The organism is Streptomyces sp. NPDC047853, assembly GCF_043204535.1.
In the GTDB taxonomy this organism is placed as follows: domain Bacteria; phylum Actinomycetota; class Actinomycetes; order Streptomycetales; family Streptomycetaceae; genus Streptomyces.
In genome coordinates this window covers 131,710-154,998 of record NZ_JBIDCI010000003.1, presented here as the reverse complement: position 1 = coordinate 154,998, position 23,289 = coordinate 131,710, and the positions used below count along the sequence as shown (strand labels likewise).

The 23,289-nt window shown below is 73.0% G+C and carries 24 protein-coding genes and 1 riboswitch; of the genes, 12 read left to right on the top strand and 12 right to left on the bottom strand.

Translation table 11 applies throughout. The features are described 5' to 3' along the window. The first annotated feature begins 17 nt into the window (after positions 1-17). Together ACGF5T_RS07615 and ACGF5T_RS07610 are read left to right on the top strand one after the other, a co-directional pair. Positions 18-680: a hypothetical protein gene (locus tag ACGF5T_RS07615; protein ID WP_366766727.1), complete on the top strand. Its 663-nt coding sequence runs from the start codon at positions 18-20 to the stop codon at positions 678-680. 10 nt (positions 681-690) lie between these two features. Continuing rightward, positions 691-1,758, top strand: a complete 1,068-nt coding sequence (locus ACGF5T_RS07610; protein WP_356608431.1) for a GNAT family N-acetyltransferase — start codon at positions 691-693, stop codon at positions 1,756-1,758. On the opposite strand, the gene ACGF5T_RS07605 is transcribed toward ACGF5T_RS07610, so the two are convergent. Together ACGF5T_RS07605 and ACGF5T_RS07600 are read right to left on the bottom strand one after the other, a co-directional pair. Continuing rightward, positions 1,740-2,018 (bottom strand): DUF4031 domain-containing protein, encoded by a 279-nt coding sequence (locus tag ACGF5T_RS07605; protein WP_356608433.1) that lies wholly within the window; start codon positions 2,016-2,018, stop codon positions 1,740-1,742. The two genes, ACGF5T_RS07610 and ACGF5T_RS07605, sit on opposite strands and share 19 nt — an antisense overlap. 10 nt (positions 2,019-2,028) lie before the next feature. Beyond that, positions 2,029-2,406, bottom strand: a complete 378-nt coding sequence (locus ACGF5T_RS07600; protein ID WP_356608435.1) for a hypothetical protein — start codon at positions 2,404-2,406, stop codon at positions 2,029-2,031. A gap of 55 nt (positions 2,407-2,461) precedes the next feature. Between ACGF5T_RS07600 and ACGF5T_RS07595 the strand changes: the two genes are divergently transcribed. From ACGF5T_RS07595 to ACGF5T_RS07580, 4 genes are all read left to right on the top strand, one after another. Further along, positions 2,462-3,442 carry a MurR/RpiR family transcriptional regulator gene (locus ACGF5T_RS07595; RefSeq protein WP_356608437.1) on the top strand — a complete coding sequence of 327 codons (981 nt, stop codon included), beginning with the start codon at positions 2,462-2,464 and terminating at the stop codon, positions 3,440-3,442. Positions 3,443-3,555: 113 nt separating this feature from the next. Then, positions 3,556-4,491 carry an N-acetylmuramic acid 6-phosphate etherase gene (murQ, locus tag ACGF5T_RS07590; protein ID WP_366766728.1) on the top strand — a complete coding sequence of 312 codons (936 nt, stop codon included), beginning with the start codon at positions 3,556-3,558 and terminating at the stop codon, positions 4,489-4,491. A 15-nt stretch (positions 4,492-4,506) separates the two neighbouring features. Further along, positions 4,507-5,967 (top strand): PTS transporter subunit EIIC, encoded by a 1,461-nt coding sequence (locus ACGF5T_RS07585; protein WP_356608441.1) that lies wholly within the window; start codon positions 4,507-4,509, stop codon positions 5,965-5,967. After that, positions 5,915-6,484: a hypothetical protein gene (locus ACGF5T_RS07580; protein ID WP_356608443.1), complete on the top strand. Its 570-nt coding sequence runs from the start codon at positions 5,915-5,917 to the stop codon at positions 6,482-6,484. Before ACGF5T_RS07585 ends, ACGF5T_RS07580 begins: the two co-directional genes overlap by 53 nt. A gap of 41 nt (positions 6,485-6,525) precedes the next feature. Here the strand turns inward: ACGF5T_RS07580 and ACGF5T_RS07575 are convergent, their stop codons facing one another. After that, positions 6,526-6,915, bottom strand: a complete 390-nt coding sequence (locus ACGF5T_RS07575; protein WP_356608445.1) for a hypothetical protein — start codon at positions 6,913-6,915, stop codon at positions 6,526-6,528. 118 nt (positions 6,916-7,033) lie between these two features. On the opposite strand from ACGF5T_RS07575, the gene ACGF5T_RS07570 reads away from it, so the two are divergent. After that, on the top strand, positions 7,034-7,873 hold the full coding sequence (locus tag ACGF5T_RS07570) for a helix-turn-helix transcriptional regulator (RefSeq protein ID WP_356608447.1): 840 nt from the start codon (positions 7,034-7,036) through the stop codon (positions 7,871-7,873). Next, a complete protein-coding gene (locus ACGF5T_RS07565; RefSeq protein ID WP_356608449.1) occupies positions 7,857-8,060 on the top strand; it encodes a DUF397 domain-containing protein in 204 nt (67 codons plus the stop codon). Before ACGF5T_RS07570 ends, ACGF5T_RS07565 begins: the two co-directional genes overlap by 17 nt. 423 nt (positions 8,061-8,483) lie before the next feature. Here ACGF5T_RS07565 and ACGF5T_RS07560 read toward each other — a convergent pair whose 3' ends face one another. The 6 genes from ACGF5T_RS07560 to thrC all read right to left on the bottom strand — a co-directional run bounded on the left by ACGF5T_RS07560 (position 8,484) and on the right by thrC (position 15,604). Next, positions 8,484-9,992, bottom strand: coding sequence for a carboxylesterase family protein (locus ACGF5T_RS07560; protein WP_366766729.1), 1,509 nt, complete (start codon positions 9,990-9,992; stop codon positions 8,484-8,486). Positions 9,993-10,071: 79 nt separating this feature from the next. Next, a complete protein-coding gene (locus tag ACGF5T_RS07555; protein ID WP_356608453.1) occupies positions 10,072-11,202 on the bottom strand; it encodes an NADH:flavin oxidoreductase in 1,131 nt (376 codons plus the stop codon). Between the two features lie 217 nt (positions 11,203-11,419). Next, on the bottom strand, positions 11,420-13,045 hold the full coding sequence (gene groL / locus ACGF5T_RS07550) for a chaperonin GroEL (RefSeq protein WP_053133035.1): 1,626 nt from the start codon (positions 13,043-13,045) through the stop codon (positions 11,420-11,422). 339 nt (positions 13,046-13,384) lie between these two features. Beyond that, a complete protein-coding gene (locus tag ACGF5T_RS07545; protein ID WP_004929928.1) occupies positions 13,385-13,588 on the bottom strand; it encodes a cold-shock protein in 204 nt (67 codons plus the stop codon). A gap of 439 nt (positions 13,589-14,027) precedes the next feature. Then, complete coding sequence (locus ACGF5T_RS07540; protein ID WP_053133038.1) at positions 14,028-14,303, bottom strand: MoaD/ThiS family protein; 276 nt, start codon at positions 14,301-14,303, stop codon at positions 14,028-14,030. Continuing rightward, positions 14,300-15,604, bottom strand: a complete 1,305-nt coding sequence (gene thrC, locus ACGF5T_RS07535; RefSeq protein ID WP_356608455.1) for a threonine synthase — start codon at positions 15,602-15,604, stop codon at positions 14,300-14,302. The genes ACGF5T_RS07540 and thrC overlap by 4 nt, the downstream gene beginning before the upstream one ends. A 17-nt stretch (positions 15,605-15,621) precedes the next feature. Beyond that, a riboswitch (SAM riboswitch) is annotated at positions 15,622-15,769 on the bottom strand. Between the two features lie 138 nt (positions 15,770-15,907). Here thrC and ACGF5T_RS07530 point away from each other — a divergent pair. Together ACGF5T_RS07530 and ACGF5T_RS07525 are read left to right on the top strand one after the other, a co-directional pair. Then, positions 15,908-16,852: a glucosyl-3-phosphoglycerate synthase gene (locus ACGF5T_RS07530; RefSeq protein ID WP_356608457.1), complete on the top strand. Its 945-nt coding sequence runs from the start codon at positions 15,908-15,910 to the stop codon at positions 16,850-16,852. A gap of 73 nt (positions 16,853-16,925) precedes the next feature. Continuing rightward, positions 16,926-18,314: a trehalose-6-phosphate synthase gene (locus ACGF5T_RS07525; RefSeq protein WP_361015648.1), complete on the top strand. Its 1,389-nt coding sequence runs from the start codon at positions 16,926-16,928 to the stop codon at positions 18,312-18,314. Positions 18,315-18,442: 128 nt separating this feature from the next. Here ACGF5T_RS07525 and otsB read toward each other — a convergent pair whose 3' ends face one another. From otsB to ACGF5T_RS07510, 3 genes are all read right to left on the bottom strand, one after another. After that, positions 18,443-19,312, bottom strand: coding sequence for a trehalose-phosphatase (gene otsB, locus ACGF5T_RS07520; protein WP_361015650.1), 870 nt, complete (start codon positions 19,310-19,312; stop codon positions 18,443-18,445). A gap of 73 nt (positions 19,313-19,385) precedes the next feature. Then, the gene (locus ACGF5T_RS07515; protein WP_356608463.1) at positions 19,386-19,619 is read right to left on the bottom strand and encodes a DUF3263 domain-containing protein; all 234 of its coding nucleotides are present in this window, start codon (positions 19,617-19,619) and stop codon (positions 19,386-19,388) included. A gap of 35 nt (positions 19,620-19,654) precedes the next feature. Beyond that, positions 19,655-20,872, bottom strand: coding sequence for an extracellular solute-binding protein (locus ACGF5T_RS07510; RefSeq protein ID WP_356608710.1), 1,218 nt, complete (start codon positions 20,870-20,872; stop codon positions 19,655-19,657). Between the two features lie 180 nt (positions 20,873-21,052). On the opposite strand from ACGF5T_RS07510, the gene ACGF5T_RS07505 reads away from it, so the two are divergent. After that, complete coding sequence (locus ACGF5T_RS07505) at positions 21,053-22,024, top strand: ROK family protein (RefSeq protein ID WP_356608465.1); 972 nt, start codon at positions 21,053-21,055, stop codon at positions 22,022-22,024. Next, positions 22,024-23,169, top strand: a complete 1,146-nt coding sequence (gene nagA / locus ACGF5T_RS07500; protein ID WP_361015654.1) for an N-acetylglucosamine-6-phosphate deacetylase — start codon at positions 22,024-22,026, stop codon at positions 23,167-23,169. The genes ACGF5T_RS07505 and nagA overlap by 1 nt, the downstream gene beginning before the upstream one ends. The last annotated feature ends 120 nt before the right edge of the window (positions 23,170-23,289 follow it).

The following is a 23,289-nucleotide window of genomic DNA, read 5'->3' as shown; positions in this document are numbered from 1 at the left end:
CTGGAAGAATGGCCGCCATGGCCGACCTCGACGCCCTGCGCTCCCGCTGGCTGCACGCCCTCCTCCCGGCCCGCGAGGGCGCCGGTCATCCCGACCCGGACCGGTACGCGGACGACCTGCTGCGCCGGTGGTCCGAGCCCCAGCGGCGCTACCACACGCTCGCCCACCTGACCGCGGTCCTGGACCACGTCGACGTGCTGGAGGAGTACGCGGCCGACCCGGCCGCGGTCCGGCTGGCCGCGTGGTTCCACGACGCGGTGTACCGGCCCGAGCGGTCCGAGAACGAGGAGCGGTCGGCCCGCCTGGCCGAACGGGCGTTGACCGAGGCGGGCGTGCCGGCGCCCAGGACCGCCGAGGTGGTCCGGCTGGTGCGGCTCACCGTCACCCACGCCCCGGCCGGCGACGACCGGGACGGGCAGGTGCTGTGCGACGCCGACCTGGCCGTGCTGGCCTCGCCGCCGTCGGCGTACGCCGCGTACACGGCGGCCGTGCGCGAGGAGTACGGCTTCGTGCCGGACGACGCCTTCCGCGAGGGGCGCGCCGCGGTGCTCCGTCAACTCCTCGCCCTGCCCCGGCTGTTCCACACCCCGCACGGACGGCGCGCGTGGGAGGCGACCGCCCGGTACAACCTCACCGGCGAGCTGGAAATGCTGTCGCCCGGCGGGGGCCGCGCATCGTAGCCTGCCCGGCATGCGGACCATGGGCGGGGAACAGGTGGAGGAGGCCGTCGCGGGCGCCGTCGCGCTGCTGCGGACGGTGACGGACCGGGACTGGGAGGGGGCGCGGGCCGGCCGGCTGGAGTGGAGCTGCCGGTACACGGCGGAGCACGTCGCGGGCGACCTCATCGCCTACGCGGGCCAGCTGGCCGGACGCGCCACCGAGGCCTACGTGCCCTTCGAGCTCACCCTGGACGAGGGCACCGGCAACGAGGGCGTGCTCCAGGTGATCGAGACGACCGGCGCCCTGCTCGCCGCCACCGTCCGCACCACCCCGCGCGAGGTCCGCGCCTTCCACCCGTACCCCTTCCGCAGCGCGGACCGCGAGGGGTTCGCGGCGATGGGGATCACCGAGGTGCTGGTGCACACGCACGACATCGCCGAGGGCCTCGGCCTGGCGTACGAGCCGCCCGCCGGGCTGTGCGCCGACGTCCTCGCCCGGATCTTCCCGCACGTCCAGCCCGGCACCGACCCCTGGCGCACCCTGCTGTGGGCCACCGGGCGCGGCGAGCTGCCGGGGCGTGCCCCGCTGACCGAGTGGCGCTGGAAGAACAACCTGGCCCTGCCCGCCGGACGGCTCACCCTCGTGGGCCTCACCCCGGCCTCGGCCGCCGATCTGGCGGCCGGTGGCGACGGCGGGTTCGTGTGGACCGACAGCGGGCCCTTCCAGGGCACACGGGAGGGCGCCGGACTGCTGTGGAAAGCGTACGAGGCGGGGGTGCACCGGCCGGAGTGGGGCATGTTCGTGCTCGTCCGGGCCGAGGACGGCCGCGCGGTCGGCGCCATGGGCTTCCACGGGCCGCCGGACGAGGAGGGCCGGGCCGAGATCGGCTACGACCTCACGGAGGACGCCCGCGGCCAGGGCTACGCCACCGAGGCGCTGCGCGTACTGTCGGCCTGGCCGCCGGCCCGCGAGGGCGGCACCACCCTCCTCGCGAAGATCGACCGGGACAACGTCCGCTCGCAGGCCGTCGTCACCCGCGCCGGCTACCGCCTGGTCGCCGAGGACGAGAAGGTGCTCGCCTACGAGCTGCGCGACTGAGCCCCGCCCTTCCTGCGCCGCAGCCCCGCACCGTGCAGCAGCCGCACCACCTCGCGGCTGCTGACCTCCAGCGCCCCGGCGGACACGGCGTCGGCGTACCGCTGGGCGGGCAGGTCGTAGTGGTCGCGTTCGAAGGCACGACGCGGCACGCCCAGGGTCTCGGCGAACGCGTGGAGTTCGGCGTAGGAGACGTCGCTGACGAGGTGCGACCACATCCGGCCGTGGCCGGGCCAGGTCGGCGGGTCGATGTAGACGGTCACCGGCCCGGCCTCACGACGCGGGCGTGCCGGCGGCGCCCAGCGAGCCGACCGCCGCGACCTTCACGCCGGCCTTGCCGCAGACCCAGTGCGGGTCGGGACCCAGCTCCGGCTCGACGTCCAGCGCGTGCGGGTCGCCCGAGCCGCACACCGGGCACAGCGGCCAGCGGCCGTACCGCTCCAGCAGGGCGTCCTGCACGTCCTGGGCGACCAGCCCGGCGACGAACTCCGCGCCCTCGGGCCACTGCTCGACCCACCAGCGGCGCTGCGCGACGGACTCCTCGACCAGCGACACGACGTCGGGCTCGGCGACCTGGCCCGCCACCAGGTCGGCGAGGACGAGGGCGCGCGCGGCATGCAGCGTCTGCTCCAGGGGGCTGATGGGGTCCATGCACCCATTGTGCGCACTCTTGACCCGCGGACCGAAACGAAAATATCTTTCATGAGTGACCGATGAAGTGAAGGAAACTTTCGGCAGTCCGGGCGGCCGGGCGGCGGGCGGTACCGCGTCCGCCGGCCGTCGCGGTGCCGGAAGCGGCGGCACACCGCCCGCGCCCGGCGCCCTCGCGGCCAAGGTGCGCACGCTGGCGCCCTCGATGACGCGGTCCATGCAGCGGGTCGCCGAGGCCGTCGCGAACGACCCGGCCGGCTGCGCGGCCCTCACGGTCACCGGCCTCGCCGAGCTCACCGGCACCAGCGAGGCGACCGTCGTCCGCACGGCCCGGCTCCTCGGCTACCCCGGCTACCGCGATCTGCGCCTCGCGCTGGCCGGACTCGCCGCCCAGCAGCAGTCCGGCCGCGCGCCCGCCATCACGACCGACATCGCGGTCGACGACCCAATGGCCGACGTCGTCGCCAAGCTGGCCTACGACGAGCAGCAGACCCTCGCCGACACCGCCGCCGGACTGGACACCGTCCAGCTCGGCGCGGCCGTCACCGCGCTGGCCGCCGCCCGCCGCACCGACGTGTACGGCATCGGTGCCTCCGGGCTGGTCGCCCAGGACCTCACCCAGAAGCTGCTGCGGATAGGGCTGATGGCGCACGCCCCCGGCGACCCGCACCTCGCCGTCACCAACGCGGTGCAGCTGCGCGCCGGGGACGTCGCCCTCGCGATCACCCACTCCGGGTCGACGGGGGACGTCATCGAGCCGCTGCGGGTGGCCTTCGAACGGGGCGCGACGACCGTCGCCATCACCGGCCGCCCCGACAGCCCCGTCACGCAGTACGCCGACCACGTACTGACCACGTCCACGTCGCGGGAGAGCGAGCTGCGGCCGGCGGCGATGTCGTCCCGGACCAGTCAGCTGCTGGTGGTGGACTGTCTGTTCGTGGGCGTGGCGCAGCGGACGTACGAGTCGGCGGCGCCGGCGCTGGCGGCGTCCTACGAGGCGTTGGCTCATCGGCATGGGGTGCGCGGGAGACCGTAGGGGTTGATCGTCGTGGGCGGCTGCGAGTCCGTTGTGGCTGGACGCGCAGTTCCCCGCGCCCCTAGGGACGCTGCACTGTCCAGCATCGAGATCGAACCGAAAGAGCTGCACCCATGACCTCCACCCCCCACCACCCCGAACTCCGCTCCCAGTTGGAGACCCTCGCCACCGAGGCGTTCCGGCCCGAGCTGGCCGAGATCGACCGGCTGGCCACGCTGGACATCGCGCGGACAATGAACGGCGAGGACCTGACCGTGCCCTCCGCCGTCGCCGAGCGGTTGCCCGAGATCGCCGCCGCGATCGACGCGGTGGCCGCCCGGATGGCACGCGGCGGACGGCTGGTCTACGCGGGCGCCGGCACGGCAGGCCGGCTCGGCGTGCTGGACGCCTCGGAGTGCCCGCCCACGTTCAACACCGCCCCCGGACAGGTCGTCGGCCTCATCGCGGGCGGCCCGGAGGCCATGGTCACCTCCGTCGAGGGCGCCGAGGACTCGGCCGAGCTGGCCCGTGCCGACCTGGACGCCCTCGGTCTCACCGCCGACGACGCGGTGGTCGGCGTCTCCGCCTCCGGCCGCACCCCGTACGCCGTCGGCGCCGTCGAGCACGCCCGCGCGCTCGGCGCCCTGACCGTGGGCCTCGCCTGCAACCGGGGCAGCGCCCTGGCGGCCGCCGCCGAGCACGGCATCGAGGTCGTCACCGGTCCCGAGCTGATCACCGGGTCGACCCGCCTGAAGGCCGGCACGGCGCAGAAGCTGGTCCTGAACATGCTGTCGACGATCACGATGATCCGTCTCGGCAAGACCTTCGGGAACCTGATGGTGGACGTGCGCGCCTCCAACGAGAAGCTGCGCGCCCGCTCCCGCCGGATCGTCGCGCTGGCCACCGGCGCCGCCGACGACGAGATCGAGCACGCCCTGACCGCCACCGGCGGTGAGGTCAAGCCCGCGATCCTGACCCTGCTGGCCGACGTGGACGGCCCGACGGCCGCCCGCCTTCTGGAGGACTCCGGCGGCCACCTGCGCGCCGCGCTGGCGGCGGGACGGGGCTGACCGCACGCTCGGGGGGTGCACAAGGACCCCCACGCCACGGCCGCCGCGCTGCTCCCCCTGGTCGGCGGCCCCGCCAACGTCGTCTCCGTCGCCCACTGCATGACCCGCCTCCGCCTGGGCCTGGCCGACCGGTCCCGGGTGGAGGACGAGGCGCTGCGCGCCCTGCCCGGTGTGCTCGGGGTGGTGGAGGACGGCGACACGTACCAGGTGGTGCTGGGCCCCGGGGTGGTCGGGCGGGTGACGGAGGCCTTCGAGGCGCTGCTGGCGGCCGGGGGCGGGGGCACGGCCGACGTCCTCGCCCGGCGCGGCGCCGCGCTGAAGGAGCGTCAGCGGGAGCGGGCCGCGACGCCGCTGCGGACGGCCCTGCGCCGCGTCGCGGACATCTTCGTCCCGCTCATCCCGGCGCTGATCGGCTGCGGGATCGTCGCGGGCGTCGGCGGCCTGCTCAGCAACCTGGGGCTGCTGCCCGGCCTCACCGCCGCCCTGGCCGCCGTCGCCTCCGGGTTCATGGCGCTGATCGCCGTGTTCGTCGGCCACAACACGGCCAAGGAGTTCGGCGGCACGCCCGTGCTGGGCGGCGCGGTCGCCGCCGTCGTCGTCTACCCGGGCGTCGCGAAGGTGACCGTGTTCGGCGCCGCGCTCGCCCCCGGCCAGGGCGGCGTCCTCGGGGCGCTGGCGGCGGCCCTGCTGGCCACCCGGGTCGAGAAGTGGTGCCGCGCCCGGTTCCCCGGCACCCTGGACGTCCTGCTCACCCCCACCCTGACGGTCCTGGTCCCCGGCCTGGTCACCCTGTACGTCCTCATGTACGCGGCCGGCGAGGTCGCCACGGCCGTAGGCGCGGCCGCGACCTGGCTGCTGGCGACGACGGGCGCCCTGGCCGGCCTGGTCCTCGGCGGCCTCTTCCTCCCCCTGGTGATGCTGGGCCTGCACCAGGCCCTCATCCCGCTGCACACCACCCTCATCGAGCAGCAGGGCCACACCGTCCTGCTGCCCCTGCTGGCCATGGCCGGGGCCGGCCAGGTCGGCGCGGCCGCGGCGGTCTACGTCCGGCTGCGCCACGACACGTCCCTGCGGACGACGATCAGGTCGGCGCTCCCCGCCGGCCTGCTGGGCGTCGGCGAACCCCTGATCTACGGCGTCTCCCTGCCTCTCGGCCGCCCCTTCCTCACCGCCTGCGTGGGCGGAGCGGCGGGCGGCGCCTTCGTCGGCCTGTTCGCGATGCTCGGCACCGAGGTGGGGGCGACGGCGATCGGCCCGTCCGGCTGGGCGCTGTTCCCGCTCCTGGCGGGTGGCGGGGGCTGGGCGGCGACGGCGGGGGTGTACGGGGGCGGGCTGCTCACCGGGTACGTGGTCGGGTTCGCGGCGACGTACTTCTTCGGTCTGGACGAGGGCGCCGGCCGCGCCGTGTGCGACGCTGGGGAGCATGAACCACGCCCAGCTGACCGCCCTGGGCCGCGCCCTGCGTCTCCTCGGTGAGCACGGCGAGGCCCTCACCGCCGACACGCCGGACGCCAAGCTGCACGAGGTCCGCGCCGACCTGAAGCGCGCGCTGGACCAGCTGGAGGAGAGCGTCACGGCGGCGGCCCCCAGCACCCGCTGCCCCGAGCACCCGAACGGGCCGGTGGACCAGGCCGCCCCCGATCTCTGCCTGCTCTGCGAGACCCGGCGCCGCGCCGCCCGCCGCGCCGAGTACAACGGCGGCCCGCTGCCCGCGCGGCCCACCGAGCCGGTCCCGTCCCGGTACGGGACGCGCGGCGACCGGCCGCAGCCCCAGCAGCGCTGGCTGCCCGAGCTGTGGAACGGGCAGGCGTGGCAGCTGTGCGGCACCCCGCGCCGCGACCGCCGCGAGGCCGAGCTGTACATCGCGGCCCAACTGCGCGCGCCCCGCGCGGCGATGGCGTACCGGCTCGTCCACGAGTTCACGGACTACGAGGTGCTGCGGGTGTGGGGGACGCCGGTGCGGGTGGACGTCGAGCCGATGGGCGGCCTCTGAGCCGAGCCGGTGACGGCGGCGGAACGGATCGCGGCTCCGGACTAGCCCTGGGCGCTCTCCTGGTTCGTCCGGTGCAGCCGGGCCCGCAGCACGTCCCCCGGTTCCGCGTCCGCCACCGACGCGACCGGGCAGTCCCACGCACGGCCACCGCCGACCGGGCGCAGCCGCACGCCGCCCTCGCCATGCCCCATGACCTCGCCCACGCGCCCGTCCCGCGCGTCCACGGCGTGCGCGCCCACCGGCGGCCGCTCACCCCGCACCACCGACGCCAGCCGCTCGGCGACCCGCACGTTGCAGCGCCCCAGCTCGACCAGCGCGAACGGCTCCTCGCTCGCACCCGTCACCGGATCGACGCCCAGGGACGGCAACACCACACCGGCGCCCACGAGGGCCTGTCGCAAGGTCTCGACGACTTCTTCGGTCGACCGCACGCTTCCTCACCTCCACGCAGAGTTCGTGAATCGCGACACAGCGTGTCCGAACCGGCTCTAACCTGGCCAGACAGGGCGCCCCAACAACCTTCGGTGTACGACCGGGAGTTCCGCTGCCATGCCTGGACCCAAAGACCTCGACCCCTCGTCGTCCCCCCGCGCCCTCCTGGGCGCCGAGCTGCGGCACGCCCGCGAGAAGGCCGGGCTGAGCCAGGAGGAACTGGGCGGCCGGCTGTTCGTCAGCGGCTCCTTCATCGGACAACTGGAGTCCGGTACGCGCAGGATGCAGCCGGAGTACGCGCGGCTGCTGGACGAGGCGCTGGGAACGGAGGACTTTTTCCGGCGCAACTGCGCGGCTTCGGCGAAGTCGAAGTATCCCGAGCACTTCGCCGAGGCGGCGGAGGCGGAGAGGTCGGCGACGACGATCAGGGAGTACGCGTCGATGCTGGTCCCGGGGTTGCTGCAAACCCCGGGATATACGCGGGCCGTCTGCCGCGCCTACCAGCCGACTGCGGCGGACGATGTGATTGACGAGCTCGTGGCGGCACGGATGGAGCGAGCCCGTGTGCTCGCCGATCCAACAGGGCCTGTGTTGTGGGCCGTCCTGGACGAAGCCGCGTTGCACCGGGCCACGGGCGGGCGCGCGGTCATGGCGGAGGCCCTCCGCCACCTCGCCGCGCTGATGCGGGACAACCGGGTCATCGTGCAGGTGCTGACCTTCGATGTGGGCGCGCATCCGGCGATGCAGGGCTGTGTCCGGCTGATGGACTTCGCGGACACCCCACCCCTGGTCTATCTCGAAGGAGTCGGTACCGGACGGGTCGACGACGACCCCGCTACGGTCGCGCGCTACCGCGGCTACTACGACCTGCTGATGATGTCCGCCCTCCCGCCTGGGAAGTCCCTGTCCATGATCGAGCAGGTGGCGCAGAATTACGCCCATGGAGACCACCCCTGAGAACGACTGGCACAGGTCCAGCTACAGCGGCGGAAGCGGCGACAACTGCCTCGAAGCCTCCGTCGGCAATGCGGCCGTCGTCCCGGTCCGCGACTCCAAGAACCCCTACGGCCCGAACCTCCTGTTCCGGGCCGATGCCTGGGTGTTCTTCGTCAGCGCCCTCAAGGCGTCGTCGGCTTCCAGATGACCGTGGGGCCTCTCGAAAAGCGTGAACACTTCGGCCCGAAGTGTTCACGCTTTTCGACACCACCCTCCCCCGCCGGACATGCGGAGCAGCCCACACGCCACGTGCCGCCGCGCACCCGCGCGCCCCACCACCCACCGACAGCCGCCGAGACGGCCCGGCGTGCATGCGAGGCGCGAGCGCGTCCCGTCACGCCGGAGGGCTCCGTAGCCGACGTGAGGGACCGTTGCCGCTGGGACCCCGCTTTCCCCAGGCCGCCCGCTCGCTTCTCCCTCGTGCTGGAGCGAACCGGGTCAAGGGTGGCCCCGCAGGGCCATCACCGAAAGCGACGCGCAGCGCCCTTCACTCGGTTCGCGGACGTACGACACTGGCAGAAAAGCGGGCGGCCCGACGGTCACTCCACCGGCACGGCCCGGCGTACCGGCCTCACCCCAGCAGAGGCAGCGCCGCGAACTCGTGGCCCTCCCACAGCCGCCGTGACGCCTCCTCCGGGTACGGCGCGACCACCGGCTCCGCGTCCAGAATCTGCACCAGGCGCCGCTGCGTGTCGTAGGCGGGCCAGCCCGGGTCGCCAGTACGGGCGAACGACGTCCACGAGGCACGGAACCGGGCCGACAACGCCAGCGCGTCGGCGGACGGCTCCGCGCCCTCGAAGAGCAGCACCCCCAGGTCGGCCTGGAACGTGCCGAAGAGCAGGGGAACGTCCAGGGCGTGGCACGCGCCGAGGGCGCCGCCGCCGCCCGGCGCCGGCCAAGTCAGTTCGTAGACGTGGGACCGGCCGCCGCCCGCGAGATGCGCCTCGGCCAGGTGCAGGGACGGCATGCCGAACAGCCAGTCGGTCTGGACGCGGTCGTACAGGTCGTTCGCGGAGGCGTCGGGGTACGCGGCGCGGTAGGCCGCCTCGCCGCCCGGCGCGTACAGCCGCAGCGCCTTGTCCGCGCGCTCTTCGCCGATCCGGCCGAGCTTGCCGGCCATGGCGGTGAACAGACGGTTCTCGTCGCGGTTGTGGCCGACGACCAGCTCGACGTCCCGGGAGGCGCCGGAGGCCAGCGCTTGCCAGGGGGTGACCGGCAGGACGTCGCCGTCGACGACCGGCGAGTACGGGGTGGTCGTGGGCGCGGCCTGCCCCCAGCGGTCCACGTACTGCGGCATCCGGGGTGCGAGGGTCTGGCCCGCCTTGACCAGTTCGGCCGGGTCCACGGCTGCCAGGTCGGCGACGGTCGGGCGCAGGCCCAGTTCGGCGGCGAGGACGGTGCCGATGTCGCGGGCGAGTTCGGCGGAGAAGAAGGTGCCCGGCACGCTCTGGGCGATGGCCCGGTGGAAGAGGCCGGCCGCGCGGTCCATGGCCAGCAGGGAGGCGACCGAACCGGCGCCCGCCGACTCGCCGAAGACGGTCACCCGCTCCGGGTCGCCGCCGAACGCGGTGATGTTGTCCCGCACCCACTCCAGCGCGGCCACCTGGTCGAGCAGGCCCCGGTTGGCGGGGGCGCCCTCGATGTGGGCGAAGCCCTCCATGCCGACGCGGTAGTTGAAGGTGACGACGACGAGGTCGCCGTCGACGGCTATGCGGCGGGCGTCGTAGCCGGGGCTGCCGGAGTGGCCGAGCTTGTAGGCACCGCCGTAGATCCACACCATCACCGGGCGGCGCGCGGCCGGGTCGGGCTCGGGGGTCCAGACGTTGACCGTCAGCCAGTCGTCGCCCCCGGAATGGGTGCCGGCCGGGCCCGCCAGGCCCAGGTCCTGCGGGGGCGGCGGGCCGAAGGCGTACGCGTCGCGGGTGCCGTCCCAGGGGCGGGCGGGGCGCGGGGCGGCGAACCTGGCCGGCCCGACCGGGGCCTCGGCGAAGGGGATGCCGCGGAAGACGGTCAGGCCGTCCGAGGTCTGTCCGCGCACCGCGCCGCCGACGGTGCGCACCACGGGTCCGGTCGTGCTCATCGATCACTCCTCACTGGTCTACCGCAGGCCGTACGCCAGTTGGTGATCCACGGACCCTACGCCGTGGTGCGCACGGCGCTCAGCTGAGGGTCTTGATCGACGCCGCGTCGTACGGGGCGAGCGCGTCGAAGCGGCCGGCGAGGACCTTCTCGGCCCACTGGGGGTCCTGGAGCAGGGCACGGCCCACGGCGACGAGGTCGAACTCGTCGCGCTCCATGCGGTCGAGGAGGTTGTCGAGGCTGCCGACGGGGGCTCCCTCGCCCAGGAAGGACTTGGTGAAGTCGCCGTCGAGGCCGACCGAGCCGACGGTGATGGCGGGCCTGCCGGTCAGCTTCTTGGTCCAGCCGGCCAGGTTGAGGTCGGAGCCGTCGAACTCCGGGCGCCAGTAGCGGCGGGTGGAGGCGTGGAAGGCGTCGACGCCGGCCGAGGCGAGCGGGGCGAGGATCGCCTCCAGCTCCTCGGGCGTCTCGGCGAGGCGGGCGGCGTAGGCCTCCTGCTTCCACTGCGAGTAGCGGAAGATCACGGGGAAGGCGGGCGAGACGGCGTCGCGCACGGCGGCCACGATCTCGGCGGCGAACCGGGTGCGGGAGACGGGGTCGCCGCCGTAGGCGTCGGTGCGCCGGTTGGTGCCGGCCCACAGGAACTGGTCGACGAGGTAGCCGTGGGCGCCGTGGATCTCCACGCCGTCGAGGCCGATGCGCTCGGCGGCGGCCGCGGCCTCGGCGAAGGCGCCGATCACGTCGTCCAGGTCGCGCTGCGTCATCGCCGTGCCGGTGACCTCGTCCTCGCCGATGCGCAGGCCGGAGGGTCCGACGGCGGGCGCGTCGGCGAAGGGGGGCTCGCCCTGCTTGCGGACCATGCCGATGTGCCACAGCTGCGGCACGATCGTGCCACCCGCCGCGTGCACCGCCTCGGCCACCTTCGCCCAGCCGGCCAGCTGCTCCTCGCCGTGGAAGCGCGGCACGCGGTCGCTCTGCCCGGCGGAGGCGTGGCCGACGTAGGTGCCCTCGGTGACGATCAGACCGACGCCGGCGGCGGCGCGGCGGGCGTAGTAGGAGGCCACGTCGTCACCGGGGACGCCGCCCGGGGAGAACATCCGGGTCATCGGGGCCATGGCGATCCGGTTCGGCACGGTCAGGCCGTTGACGGTGACGGGCCGGGCGAGGACCTGCGCGGCGCGCGAGGCGGTGTCGGAGGCGGTGACGGTCACGTGGGGGCTCCTTGGGAGGTACCGGTCAGTATGTGCATGCGCATGCACCCACCGGCGCCAACAGGCCCGCTCGCCGTCCGCATTCCGACGGGCCGTCATGAGTGGTCCAGGTCACATCCGCCCGGAGGGGTCGGGGAGCGGAGAACGCCCGAGGGCGGCACCCCCTGTCGGGGAGTGCCGCCCTCGGTCCGTAGGACGGTTGATCGACCGGAGCCGATCAGAAGTCCATGTCACCGCCCGGCATGCCGCCCGGGGCGCCGCCCGCGGCGGCCTTCTCCGGCTTGTCGGCGATGACGGCCTCGGTGGTGAGGAACAGCGCGGCGATGGAGGCGGCGTTCTGCAGGGCAGAGCGGGTCACCTTCGCCGGGTCGATGATGCCTTCGGCGATCATGTCGACGTACTCACCGGTCGCGGCGTTCAGGCCGTGGCCGACGGTGAGGTTGCGGACCTTCTCCACGACGACGCCGCCCTCGAGACCACCGTTGACGGCGATCTGCTTCAGCGGGGCCTCCAGGGCGAGCTTCACGGCGTTGGCGCCGGTCGCCTCGTCACCCGTCAGCTCCAGCTTCTCGAAGACCTGGGAGGCCTGGAGCAGGGCCACGCCACCACCGGCGACGATGCCCTCCTCGACGGCCGCCTTCGCGTTGCGAACGGCGTCCTCGATGCGGTGCTTGCGCTCCTTGAGCTCGACCTCGGTGGCGGCACCGGCCTTGATGACGGCCACGCCGCCGGCCAGCTTCGCCAGGCGCTCCTGGAGCTTCTCGCGGTCGTAGTCCGAGTCGCTGTTCTCGATCTCGGCGCGGATCTGGTTGACGCGGCCGTTGACCTGGTCGGTCGAGCCGGCGCCGTCGACGATGGTGGTCTCGTCCTTGGTGATGACGACCTTGCGGGCGCGGCCCAGGAGGTCCAGGGTCGCGTTCTCCAGCTTGAGGCCGACCTCCTCGGAGATGACCTCGCCGCCCGTGAGGATGGCGATGTCGCCGAGCATGGCCTTGCGGCGGTCGCCGAAGCCCGGGGCCTTGACGGCGACGGACTTGAAGGTGCCGCGGATCTTGTTGACGACCAGGGTCGACAGGGCCTCGCCCTCGACGTCCTCGGCGATGATCAGCAGCGGCTTGCCCGACTGCATGACCTTCTCCAGGAGCGGCAGCAGGTCCTTGACGTTGCCGATCTTGGAGTTGGCGATCAGGATGTACGGGTCGTCGAGCGACGCCTCCATACGCTCCATGTCGGTGGCGAAGTACGCCGAGATGTAGCCCTTGTCGAAGCGCATACCCTCGGTGAGCTCCAGCTCCAGACCGAAGGTCTGGGACTCCTCGACGGTGATGACGCCTTCCTTGCCGACCTTGTCCATGGCCTCGGCGATCAGCTCGCCGATCTGGGTGTCGGCGGCGGAGATGGAGGCCGTGGAGGCGATCTGCTCCTTGGTCTCGACGTCCTTCGCCTGCTCCAGCAGGGCGGCGGAGACGGCCTCGACGGCCTTCTCGATGCCGCGCTTCAGGGCCATCGGGTTGGCGCCGGCCGCGACGTTGCGCAGGCCTTCCTTGACCAGGGCCTGGGCGAGAACGGTCGCGGTGGTCGTACCGTCACCGGCGACGTCGTCCGTCTTCTTGGCGACTTCCTTGACCAGCTCGGCGCCGATCTTCTCGTACGGGTCCTCGAGCTCGATCTCCTTGGCGATGGAGACACCATCGTTGGTGATCGTGGGGGCGCCCCACTTCTTCTCGAGGACGACGTTGCGGCCCTTGGGGCCGAGCGTCACCTTGACGGCGTCCGCGAGCTGGTTCATGCCGCGCTCGAGGCCGCGCCGTGCCTCCTCGTCGAACGCGATGATCTTGGCCATGTGAAGTGGTCCCTCCAGGACTGGGGGTGATTCCTTCGGACCGCGCCCGCGCCCGCGACGGACGGCTCGCCGGCCTTGTGGTTCCTTCCCCACCCGGCCTGCGGGCCTCACCGACCCGGTCCTTCGTTGTCACTCTCACCTTCAGAGTGCTAACGCCAATGATTAGCACTCGCCCCCATCGAGTGCAAGCGCCTTCCGGGGATCGGCCCGGCGGCTCAGCCGCCCGCGAACACCGGTGCGGCCCCGCGCCGGCGGCCGCGGACAGCCCGAAGGGCCCGCACCTCCGGGGAGGTGCGGGCCCTTCGGAGAAGAACCGTTCGCTTTGCGTGGCCGGACGTCTCAGGCGCTGAGGCGAACCATGTCGGCCTGCGGGCCCTTCTGACCCTGCGAGATCTCGAACTCGACCCGCTGGCCTTCTTCGAGGGTGCGGTAACCGTCCATCTGAATCGCGCTGTAGTGGACGAAAACATCCGCACCACCGTCGACCGCGATGAAGCCGTACCCCTTCTCCGCGTTGAACCACTTGACGGTGCCCTGAGCCATGCCTAACTCCCCTATTACTGGCCCTTGCACAGATCCGCACTTCGCGGACCCGGGTCAGACCTCGCCCCCCACGACTGGGGGCGTGCGCCGGAACGCGTCGACCGCGGCTGAATGTATCTGTCCAACTGCCGTCTGCAACAGGTCAGTCGGACGAGAAATCTGGACGCACCCGGTCCGCAATGTGGCGAGAATTCGCCTGAATTCGGGTCAAGTCGGGGCACGCAAAGGGCACAAAAGCCGCGAAATACGCCCACACTTTGGCTACATCTTGTCGGGCGCCGGGCAGGAATTCGGGATTCCCGATCTTTCGGTCGGGAGCGCGTTCCCCAACTCTACCGCGCTCAATCCCATGGAATTGCCCCCTCCGCTTCTCTCACGGAGGGGGCCGTTCGATGAACGCTGCGTTATCTCAATTACCGATGGTAACGACGGGGGCGGGTCAGCCGCCGGCGACCGCCGGGATGATGGAGACGCCCGCGCCGTCGGGGGTGGCGGTCTCCAGGCCCTGCTCGAAGCGGACGTCGTCGTCGTTGACGTAGACGTTGACGAAGCGGCGCAGCTTGCCCTGGTCGTCCAGGACGCGGGCGGCGATGCCGGTGTGGTTCTTCTCCAGGTCGGCGATGACCTCACCGAGGTTCGCACCGTCGGCGGCGACCTCGGCCTTTCCACCGGTGTAGGTGCGCAGGATGGTGGGGATGCGAACGGTCACGCTCATGCGAGGCCAGCCTCTCGGAAGGAGTCCAGGTTCGGGCGGATGGTGGTGGTGAGTCCGGTGCCGGCCACCGCGTCCAGCGTCTTCAGGCCGTCGCCGGTGTTGAGGACGACGGTGGTGAGCGACGGGTCCAGGACGCCGTCCTCGATCAGCTTCCTGGTGACGCCGACCGTCACGCCGCCCGCCGTCTCCGCGAAGATGCCCTCGGTGCGGGCGAGCAGCTTGATGGCGTCGACGACCTGCTCGTCCGTCACGTCCTCGACGGCGCCGCCGGTGCGGCGCGCGATGTCCAGGACGTACGGCCCGTCGGCCGGGTTGCCGATCGCGAGGGACTTGGCGATGGTGTCCGGCTTCTGCGGGCGTACGACGTCGTGGCCGGCCTTGTAGGCGGTGGACACCGGCGAGCAGCCGGCGGCCTGGGCACCGAAGATCTTGTACGGCCGGTCCTCGACGAGACCGAGCCTGATCAGCTCCTGCAGTCCCTTGTCGATCTTCGTGAGCTGGGAGCCGGAGGCGATCGGGACCACGAGCTGGTCGGGCAGCCGCCAGCCGAGCTGCTCGCAGATCTCGTAGGCCAGCGTCTTGGAACCCTCGGCGTAGTACGGCCGCAGGTTGACGTTGACGAAGCCCCAGCCCTCGCCCGCCGGGTCGCCGATCAGCTCGGAGCAGAAGCGGTTCACGTCGTCGTAGTTGCCCTCGATGCCGACGAGCTCTCCGCCGTAGACGGCGGCCATGACGACCTTGCCCTGCTCCAGGTCGTGCGGGATGAACACGCAGGAGCGGAAGCCGGCGCGGGCGGCGGCGGCGCCGACGGCCCCCGCGAGGTTGCCGGTGGAGGAGCAGGAGAGGGTGGTGAAGCCGAAGGCGCGGGCGGCCTCGATGGCCTGGGCGACGACACGGTCCTTGAAGGAGTGCGTCGGGTTGCCGGAGTCGTCCTTGACGTAGAGGCCGCCGGTGACGCCCAGCTCGCGGGCGAGGTTGTCGGCCTTGACGAGCTTGGTCCAGCCCGGGTTGATGTTCGGCTTGTCGGCCACGTCGGCGGGGACGGGCAGCAGCGGGGCGTACCGCCAGATGTTCGCGGGGCCCGCCTCGATGCGCCCCCGCAGCTCCTCGGTGTCGTAGGCCGAGAAGTCGTAGGCGATCTCCAGCGGGCCGAAACACTCCTCGCAGGCGAAGACCGGGCCGAGCGGCACGCGGTGACCGCACTCGCGACAGGAGAGCGCCGCGGCGGGGCCCAGATCGACGGAGCCGGCGGGGGCGGCGGAGGGGGTGGTGGTGGTGCTTTCGGCGGTCTGCACAGCCATGGAGGCGAGGCCCTTTCTCCTCATCTTCCTCACGACGCATCTCGCCGTGAGACGGATTTGGCACCTTCCCTAGCCGGGAGCCTCGCCACGTCTGCGTGACAAGAACCGACTGGAGGGTTGCCGGGGCTTCAACGGGCCGTATCCCTCTGCCCCTCTGGATGAGCGGTATTCGATTGTTGTGCGGTGCGCGCGGCGACCCCGGCATGCGGTGGCCCCACGCGTTGTTCAAGACTGTAACCGAAGGCCAGGGCGGTCGAGACAGCCGTCCGTACCGCGAGATGGATCACAGAGGAGCCACGGACCGTGCTGGAAGAAGTCGAGCGCTGGCTGGGCGCACGCTCCTGGTCCGTGACGGACCGGCCCGTCCAGCAGCTGCTGACCGCCAAGCACGCCACCGGACAGACGGTGAGCGTGGTGCTCCCCGCCCTGGACGAGGAGGCGACGGTCGGTGACATCGTCACGGTGATCCGCCGGGAGCTGATGGGGCGGGACCCGCTCGTCGACGAGGTCGTCGTCGTGGACTCCGGGTCGCGCGACCGGACGTCGGCGGTGGCCGCGGCGGCGGGCGCCCGGGTCGTGCACCGCGACGCGATCCTCCCCCGCATCCCGGCCGTCCCCGGCAAGGGCGAGGTGCTGTGGCGCTCGCTGCTGGTCACCAGGGGCGACATCGTCTGCTTCGTCGACGCCGACCTGCGGGAGTTCTCGGCCGACTTCGTCTCCGGGATCGTGGGTCCGCTGCTCACCGACCCGGACGTGCACCTCGTCAAGGCCATGTACGACCGTCCGCTCGGCGCGGCTCCCGGGCAGGGCGGCCGGGTCACCGAGCTGATGGCCCGCCCGCTGCTGAACATGCACTGGCCGCGGCTGGCCGGCTTCGTCCAGCCGCTGGGCGGCGAGTACGCGGCCCGCCGCTCGCTGCTCGAACGGCTGCCCTTCCCCGTCGGGTACGGCGTCGAGCTGGGCATGCTGGTCGACGCCCTGCACCTGGTCGGCCTGGACGGCCTGGCGCAGGTCGACGTCGGGGTCCGCAGACACCGCCACCAGGACGGCCAGGCCCTGGGCCGGATGTCCGCCGCGATCTACCGCACCGCCCAGCTCCGGCTGGCCCGCGGCCACCTGGTCCGGCCGGCCCTCACCCAGTTCGAGCGGGGCCCCGCCGGTTTCGAGCCGCGCACGTACCCCGTGGACACGGAGGAACGGCCCCCCATGACGGAGATCGCGGAGTACGCGGCCCGGAGGGTGGCGTGAATCTCGGCCGACGCGCACCGAAGGGCCGGCGGTCCACGTTTGAGGGTTCGGGGGCCGGGCTAGGTTGAGGCGTATGGCTTCAAGGTTCGGTGCTGCTCAGGTGCTGGTCGCCTCCAATCGGGGGCCCGTCTCGTACGAGGTGCGCGAGGACGGCTCGCTGCACGCCAAACGCGGGGGTGGCGGGCTGGTCTCGGGACTGTCGGCCATCGGGCCCGACGCGGGGGCGCTGTGGGTGTGCTCCGCGCTGAGCGACGGCGACCGCGAGGCGGTGCGGCGCGGGGTGGGCGAGGACGGCGTGCGGATGCTGGACGTGCCGGCCGACGTGCACGCGGACGCGTACAACGGGATCGCGAACTCCGTGCTGTGGTTCGTGCACCACATGCTGTACCAGACGCCCGTGGAGCCGGTCTTCGACGCGGAGTTCCGGCGGCAGTGGGCCTCCTACGAGGCGTACAACCGGGCCTTCGCCGAGGCGCTGGCCGAGGAGGCCGCCGAGGGCGCGGTCGCGATCGTGCAGGACTACCACCTGACGCTGGTGCCGGGGATGCTCCGCGCACTCCGTCCCGACCTGCGCATCGGCCACTTCTCGCACACGCCGTGGGCGCCGGTGGACTACTTCCGGATGCTGCCGGACGACATCGCCGAGCAGGTGCTGCGCGGCATGCTGGGCGCCGACCGGCTCGGGTTCCTCACCCGGCGCTGGGCCGACGCGTTCACCGCGTGCTGCGACGCGCTGGTGGGCGGGACCGGCTCCACCGAGATCGGCGTGCACGGTCTGGGCGCGGACGCTGACTTCCTGCGGAAGCGGTCGCACGAGGCCGACGTGGACGAGCGGATGGCCGCGCTGCGGGCGGAGATCGGCGAGGGACGCCGGACGATCGTGCGGGTGGACCGGACCGAGCTGTCCAAGAACATCGTGCGCGGGCTGCTGGCCTACCGGCAGCTGCTCACCGACCGGCCCGAGTGGCGCGAGCGGGTCGTGCACGTGGCGTTCGCCTACCCGTCGCGGCAGGACCTCGCCGTGTACCGGGACTACACCGCGGAGGTGCAGCGGGTGGCGGAGTCGATCAACGTGGAGTTCGGGACGGCGGGGTGGACGCCGGTCGTGCTGCACGTGAAGGACGACTTCGCACGGTCGCTGGCGGCGTACCGGCTGGCCGACGTGGCCCTGGTCAACCCGATCAGGGACGGCATGAACCTCGTCGCCAAGGAGGTGCCGGTCGTCTCCGACGAGGGGTGCGTGCTGGTGCTGTCGCGGGAGGCGGGGGCGTACGAGGAGCTGGGCGAGGACGCGCTGGTGGTGAACCCGTACGACGTGTCGGGGACGGCCCGGGCGCTGCACGAGGCGCTGTCGGTGGGTGCCGGGGAGCGGGCGGAGCGGTCGAAGCGGCTGGCCGCGGCGGGCACGGCGCTGCCTCCGGCGCGGTGGTTCCTGGAGCAGCTGGACGCGCTGAGGTCCTGACCGCCGGGTGACTACCGGCGAGTGACCGGCGGGTCTCGCGGAAGCGGGTGCGGGGAGCGGGTGCGGGTGCGGGTGCGGGGAGACTCCCCGCACCCGCTTTCGGCCTCTCCGTGCAGGGGGGCCGTGGTTCAGGCCAGCCGGTCCGCCAGGGCGCGCAGCAGCCGTACGACTCCCGCCGGGCCGTCCACCACCACGTCCGCGCGCTTCCTGAGGTCGGGGACCTCGTCGCTGCCGCTGCACACCAGCAGGCCGGGGGTGCCCTCCGCGCGCAGGGCGTCGACGGCCGCGAAGGCGGGGAGGTCGCCGAGGTCGTCGCCGGCGTAGACGACGGTCTCGGCGCCGACGTCCCGGGCGTGGGCCCGCAGCGCGGCGCCCTTGTCCATGCCGGGCGGGCGCAGCTCCAGGACCATGCGGCCCGGCTCGACGATCAGGCCGTGGCGGGCGGCCAGGCCGGTGAGCGGGGCGCGCAGCGCCTCGAAGGCCGCCTGCGGGTCGGGGGCGCGGCGGGTGTGGACGGCGACGGCGTGGCCCTTCTCCTCGACCCAGGTGCCCGGCCCGGCGCCGGACCGCTCCAGCAGCTCGGGCAGCTCGGCGCGGACGGCGGCGACGCCGGGGTGCGGTTCGGGTGCGGAGAGGGTGCCGGTGGCGGCGTCCCAGCGCTCGGCGCCGTAGTGGCCGAGGACGACGAGGTGCTCCAGACCGGGGGCGTTCGCGAAGCCGCCGTGGCGGACGGCGACCTCGGCCGGACGGCCGGTGATCACCGCGACGGAGGCGACCTTCGGCGCGAGGGCCGCGAGCGCCGGTACGGCGTCCGGGTGGGCGCGGGCCCGGTCGGGGTCGGGCACGATCGGCGCGAGGGTGCCGTCGAAGTCGAGCGCGACGACCGCGCGGGCGGGGCGGGCGAGCAGGGCGTCGAGCCCCGCACGTCCGGCCTCCGTCGCGGGCGTCGGCAGGTGGTCCGGCGTGTCGTCTCGGGTGGATTCCTGATGGCTGCCCATACCGCGAACCTATCCCGCGGACCCGCACCGCACGCCTGGCCCGCGCATCCGGCCCGTGCGTCCGGCCGGTGGCCTACCGCTCCCCGCGCCGCGTCTCGCGCACCCGGCGCAGGCGGTTGACCGTCACCGGGTCGGCGGCCAGGGCGCGGGGGTCGTCCAGGAGGGCGTTGAGGAGCTGGTAGTAGCGGACGGGGGCCAGGCCCAGCTCCTCGCGGATCGCCCGCTCCTTCGCGCCGGGGCCGGGAAAGCCGCGGCGCTCCAGCGCGAGGATGTTCCGCTCCCTCTGTCCGAGCCGTCCCAGGTCCATGTACGGCACCGTAGCGCCCGCCACCGACAGCCCCGCTACTCCGCGCTGCCCGCCCGCATCGCCGTCGTCTGGATCCGGCCGAGCACCTCCGAGGGGCTGTTGCCGGGGGCGACCGCCTGGCCGATGAGCTTCTTGACGTCCGCGCTGACCGAGGCCCAGGAGGTCTTGCCGACCGGGTACAGCTCCGAGAGCAGCAGCTCGTCCAGGAACGGCCGCAGGGCCTTGTCCTCCTCCGCGGTGCTCATGACCTGGGACGCGGAGGTGGTCACCGGCAACAGGTCGTAGCGGCGGGAGAAGTCGAGGACGTTCTCGTCGCTGTAGACGAAGTCGAGGAAGTCGCCGATCTCCTCCTGGTGGCCGCCCGCCTTGAAGGCGGTCATCCAGTCGGTGACGCCGAGCGTGTTCCGGCTCTCGCCCTCGGCGCCGGGGGTGGTCACCATGCCGTACTTCACGCCCTTGTCGGATGCCATCTTCATCAGCGAGGGGTGGCCGTTGAGCATGCCGACCTCGCCGTTCGCGAAGGCGGCGAAGGCGGCGGCGCGGTTCAGCTTGCCGGGGGCGACCGGGCCGGTGAGGCCCTTGCCGACCAGTTCGTCCCGGAGCCAGGTGAAGGTGGTGACGTTCTGCGGCGAGTCGACGGCGTAGGTGCCGACGTCGTCGGTGTAGCCGCCGTCGCCGCTGAGCATCCACTGCATGGTCTCGGCCTGCGCCTCCTCCGGGCCCAGCGGCAGCGCGTACGGGTACTTCACGCCCTCCGCCTTCAGCGCCTCGGCGGCGTCCGCGAGGTCGTCCCAGCTCTTGGGGGGCGTGATGCCGGCCTCGCTGAAGAGGGTCTTGTTGTAGAAGAGCACGCGCGTGGAGGCGGCGAAGGGCAGCCCGTACTGGACGCCGTTGACCTGGCCGGCGCCGGCGAGCTGGGAGACGAAGTCGGCCTGGACCGGGATGGAGAGCACGTCGTCGGCCCGGTACAGCAGGTCCTTCTCCGCGTAGTCGGAGTAGGCGCCGATCTGCGCCAGGTCGGGCGCCTCACCGGCGTCGACCATCTCGCGGACCTCGCGGTCGACGTCGTTCCAGGAGTGGACGGTGACGTCCACGGTCACGTCGGGGTGCTTGGCCTCGTAGGCCTTGGCCAGCTCGTCCCAGTACTCCTTCGAGCCGTTGGCCTCGCTGTCGCCGTAGTCGGCGGCGACCAGCCTCAGCGTCACCTCGCCGGAGTCGCCGGTGAGCCCGCAGCCGCCGAGGACCGCCACCATGCCCAGCGCGGACACCGCCGCGACCGTTCCTGTCCTGTGCCGCTGCACCCTGATTCCCCAACCCTGCCGACGTTCGTCGATCACACGCACGCGCTTGTTCGCCTGTCCGTTTAACGGATTAAGGTCTACACCACGGCAGTGGACTAGACCTCTCCCGGGTCGACGGGCCACACTGTCTCCGTGAGACATGTCATCGCCCTCGATGTGGGCGGCACCGGGATGAAGGCCGCCCTCGCGGGACCGGGGGGCGAGCTGCTCCACGAGGCCCGCCGGGCCACCGGCCGCGACCGCGGGCCCGAGGCGGTGGTCGCCGGCATCCTGGACTTCGCCGCCGAACTGCGCGCCCACGGCGCCGACCGCTTCGGCGAGCCCGCCCTCGCGGCGGGGGTCGCCGTCCCCGGCATCGTCGACGAGGAGCACGGCACCGCCGTCTACGCGGCCAACCTGGGCTGGCGCGACGTGCCCCTGCGATCGCTGCTCGGCGAACGGCTCGGCTCCATCCCGGTCGCCCTGGGCCACGACGTGCGCACCGGCGGGCTCGCCGAGGGCAGGATCGGCGCCGGCCGCGGCGCGGACCGGTTCCTGTTCGTGCCGCTGGGCACCGGTATCGCGGGCGCCATCGGCATCGACGGCCGGGTCGAGTCGGGCGCCCACGGTTTCGCCGGCGAGATCGGCCACGTCGTCGTACGCCCCGGCGGCTCCCCGTGCCCGTGCGGGCAGCGCGGCTGCCTGGAGCGGTTCGCGTCCGCGTCGGCCGTCAGCCAGGCGTGGGCCGAGGCCTGCGGGGACCCGGGCGCGGACGCCGCCGACTGCGCCAAGGCCGTCGCCTCGGGGGACGCCCGCGCGCTCGCCGTGTGGCAGGACGCCGTGGACGCGCTCGCCGACGGACTGGTCACCGCGCTCACTCTGCTGGACCCGCGGGTCCTGATCATCGGTGGCGGCCTGGCCGAGGCGGGGGAAACCTTGTTCACACCGCTGCGGGAGGCCGTGGGGCGGCGCGTCACCTTCCAGAAGCTGCCGGAGATCGTCCCCGCCGCGCTGGGGGACACCGCCGGCTGCCTGGGTGCCGGGCTGATGGCCTGGGACCTGCTCGGCACCGATCCGAACGGCACCACCCCGACGACCGCGACTCCCCCGGAGGTAACCACCTGATGGCCCCAAGCAAGGTTCTCGCCGGTGCCCGGGTGGTACTGCCCACCGGGACCGTGGACGACGGCCGCGTGATCGTCGACGGCACGCGGATCGCCTCCGCCGCCTCCCCCGACGCCGAGGTCGTCGACCTGTCGGGCCACTGGGTGGTTCCCGGCTTCGTCGACCTCCACAACCACGGGGGCGGCGGGGCGTCCTTCGCCGGCGGCACCGCCGAGGACGTCCTGAAGGGCGTCGCCACCCACCGCCGGCACGGCACCACCACGGTGGTCGCCTCGGCCGTCACCGGTGACCTGGACTTCCTCGCCCGGCACGCCGGGATGCTCGCCGAACTCGCCCAGCAGGGCGACATCGCGGGCATCCACTTCGAGGGGCCGTTCATCTCCCCGTGCCGCAAGGGCGCGCACGACGAGCAGCTGCTGCGCGACCCCGACCCGGCCGAGGTCCGCAAGCTCATCGACGCCGCGCACGGGCACGCGAAGATGATGACGCTGGCCACCGAGCTGCCGGGCGGACTGGACTCCGTACGGCTGCTCGCGGAGCACGGCGTGATCGCGGCCGTCGGGCACACCGACGCGACGTACGAGCAGACGCTCCTGGCCATCGACGCGGGCGCCACGGTCGCCACGCACCTGTTCAACGCGATGCCGCCGCTCGGTCACCGCGCCCCCGGCCCGATCGCGGCGCTGCTGGAGGACGAGCGGATCACCGTCGAGCTGATCAACGACGGCACCCACCTGCACCCGGCCGCCCTGCGGCTCGCCTTCCACCGCGCGGGCGCCGCCCGGGTCGCCTTCGTCACCGACGCGATGGACGCCGCCGGCTTCGGCGACGGCCGCTACCTGCTCGGCCCGTTGGAGGTCGAGGTGGCGGACGGCGTGGCCCGGCTGGTGGAGGGCGGCTCGATCGCGGGCTCCACGCTCACCCAGGACCGCGCCTTCAAGCGCGCGGTGACGGTGGACGGGCTGCCCGTCGAGGACGTCGTCGCGGCGATCTCCGCCAACCCGGCGCGGCTGCTCGGCATGGACGACCGGATCGGCTCCCTGGAGCCCGGCAAGGACGCCGACCTGGTGGTCCTGGACGCCGCGTTCGACCTGGTGGGCGTGATGCGCCGGGGCGAGTGGGCGGTCGATCCGCAACTGGGCTGATCCGTCCCCCCGTACGCTCCCGGACCGGCGCCCGATGGCCGAACCGGGGGCTGGGCGCACCGCCGTCCGTTTGGCATGATCGTGTCCCCCGGAGCACGTCACCGGGACGCACGGAAAGCC

Bases quoted from the DNA above. Each gene is read 5' to 3' on its own strand.
- ACGF5T_RS07570 (WP_356608447.1), top strand. From the start codon at position 7,034: ATGCCTGGACCCAAAGACCTCGACCCCTCGTCGTCCCCCCGCGCCCTC.
- ACGF5T_RS07515 (WP_356608463.1), bottom strand. From the start codon at position 19,619: ATGGACCTGGGACGGCTCGGACAGAGGGAGCGGAACATCCTCGCGCTG.
- ACGF5T_RS07565 (WP_356608449.1), top strand. From the start codon at position 7,857: ATGGAGACCACCCCTGAGAACGACTGGCACAGGTCCAGCTACAGCGGC.
- ACGF5T_RS07600 (WP_356608435.1), bottom strand. From the start codon at position 2,406: ATGGACCCCATCAGCCCCCTGGAGCAGACGCTGCATGCCGCGCGCGCC.
- thrC (WP_356608455.1), bottom strand. From the start codon at position 15,604: ATGGCTGTGCAGACCGCCGAAAGCACCACCACCACCCCCTCCGCCGCC.
- ACGF5T_RS07580 (WP_356608443.1), top strand. From the start codon at position 5,915: ATGAACCACGCCCAGCTGACCGCCCTGGGCCGCGCCCTGCGTCTCCTC.
- ACGF5T_RS07610 (WP_356608431.1), top strand. From the start codon at position 691: ATGCGGACCATGGGCGGGGAACAGGTGGAGGAGGCCGTCGCGGGCGCC.
- ACGF5T_RS07545 (WP_004929928.1), bottom strand. From the start codon at position 13,588: ATGGCTCAGGGCACCGTCAAGTGGTTCAACGCGGAGAAGGGGTACGGC.
- ACGF5T_RS07510 (WP_356608710.1), bottom strand. From the start codon at position 20,872: ATGGTGGCGGTCCTCGGCGGCTGCGGGCTCACCGGCGACTCCGGCGAG.
- ACGF5T_RS07540 (WP_053133038.1), bottom strand. From the start codon at position 14,303: ATGAGCGTGACCGTTCGCATCCCCACCATCCTGCGCACCTACACCGGT.
- ACGF5T_RS07615 (WP_366766727.1), top strand. From the start codon at position 18: ATGGCCGACCTCGACGCCCTGCGCTCCCGCTGGCTGCACGCCCTCCTC.
- murQ (WP_366766728.1), top strand. From the start codon at position 3,556: ATGACCTCCACCCCCCACCACCCCGAACTCCGCTCCCAGTTGGAGACC.
- ACGF5T_RS07560 (WP_366766729.1), bottom strand. From the start codon at position 9,992: ATGAGCACGACCGGACCCGTGGTGCGCACCGTCGGCGGCGCGGTGCGC.
- nagA (WP_361015654.1), top strand. From the start codon at position 22,024: ATGGCCCCAAGCAAGGTTCTCGCCGGTGCCCGGGTGGTACTGCCCACC.
- ACGF5T_RS07525 (WP_361015648.1), top strand. From the start codon at position 16,926: ATGGCTTCAAGGTTCGGTGCTGCTCAGGTGCTGGTCGCCTCCAATCGG.
- otsB (WP_361015650.1), bottom strand. From the start codon at position 19,312: ATGGGCAGCCATCAGGAATCCACCCGAGACGACACGCCGGACCACCTG.
- groL (WP_053133035.1), bottom strand. From the start codon at position 13,045: ATGGCCAAGATCATCGCGTTCGACGAGGAGGCACGGCGCGGCCTCGAG.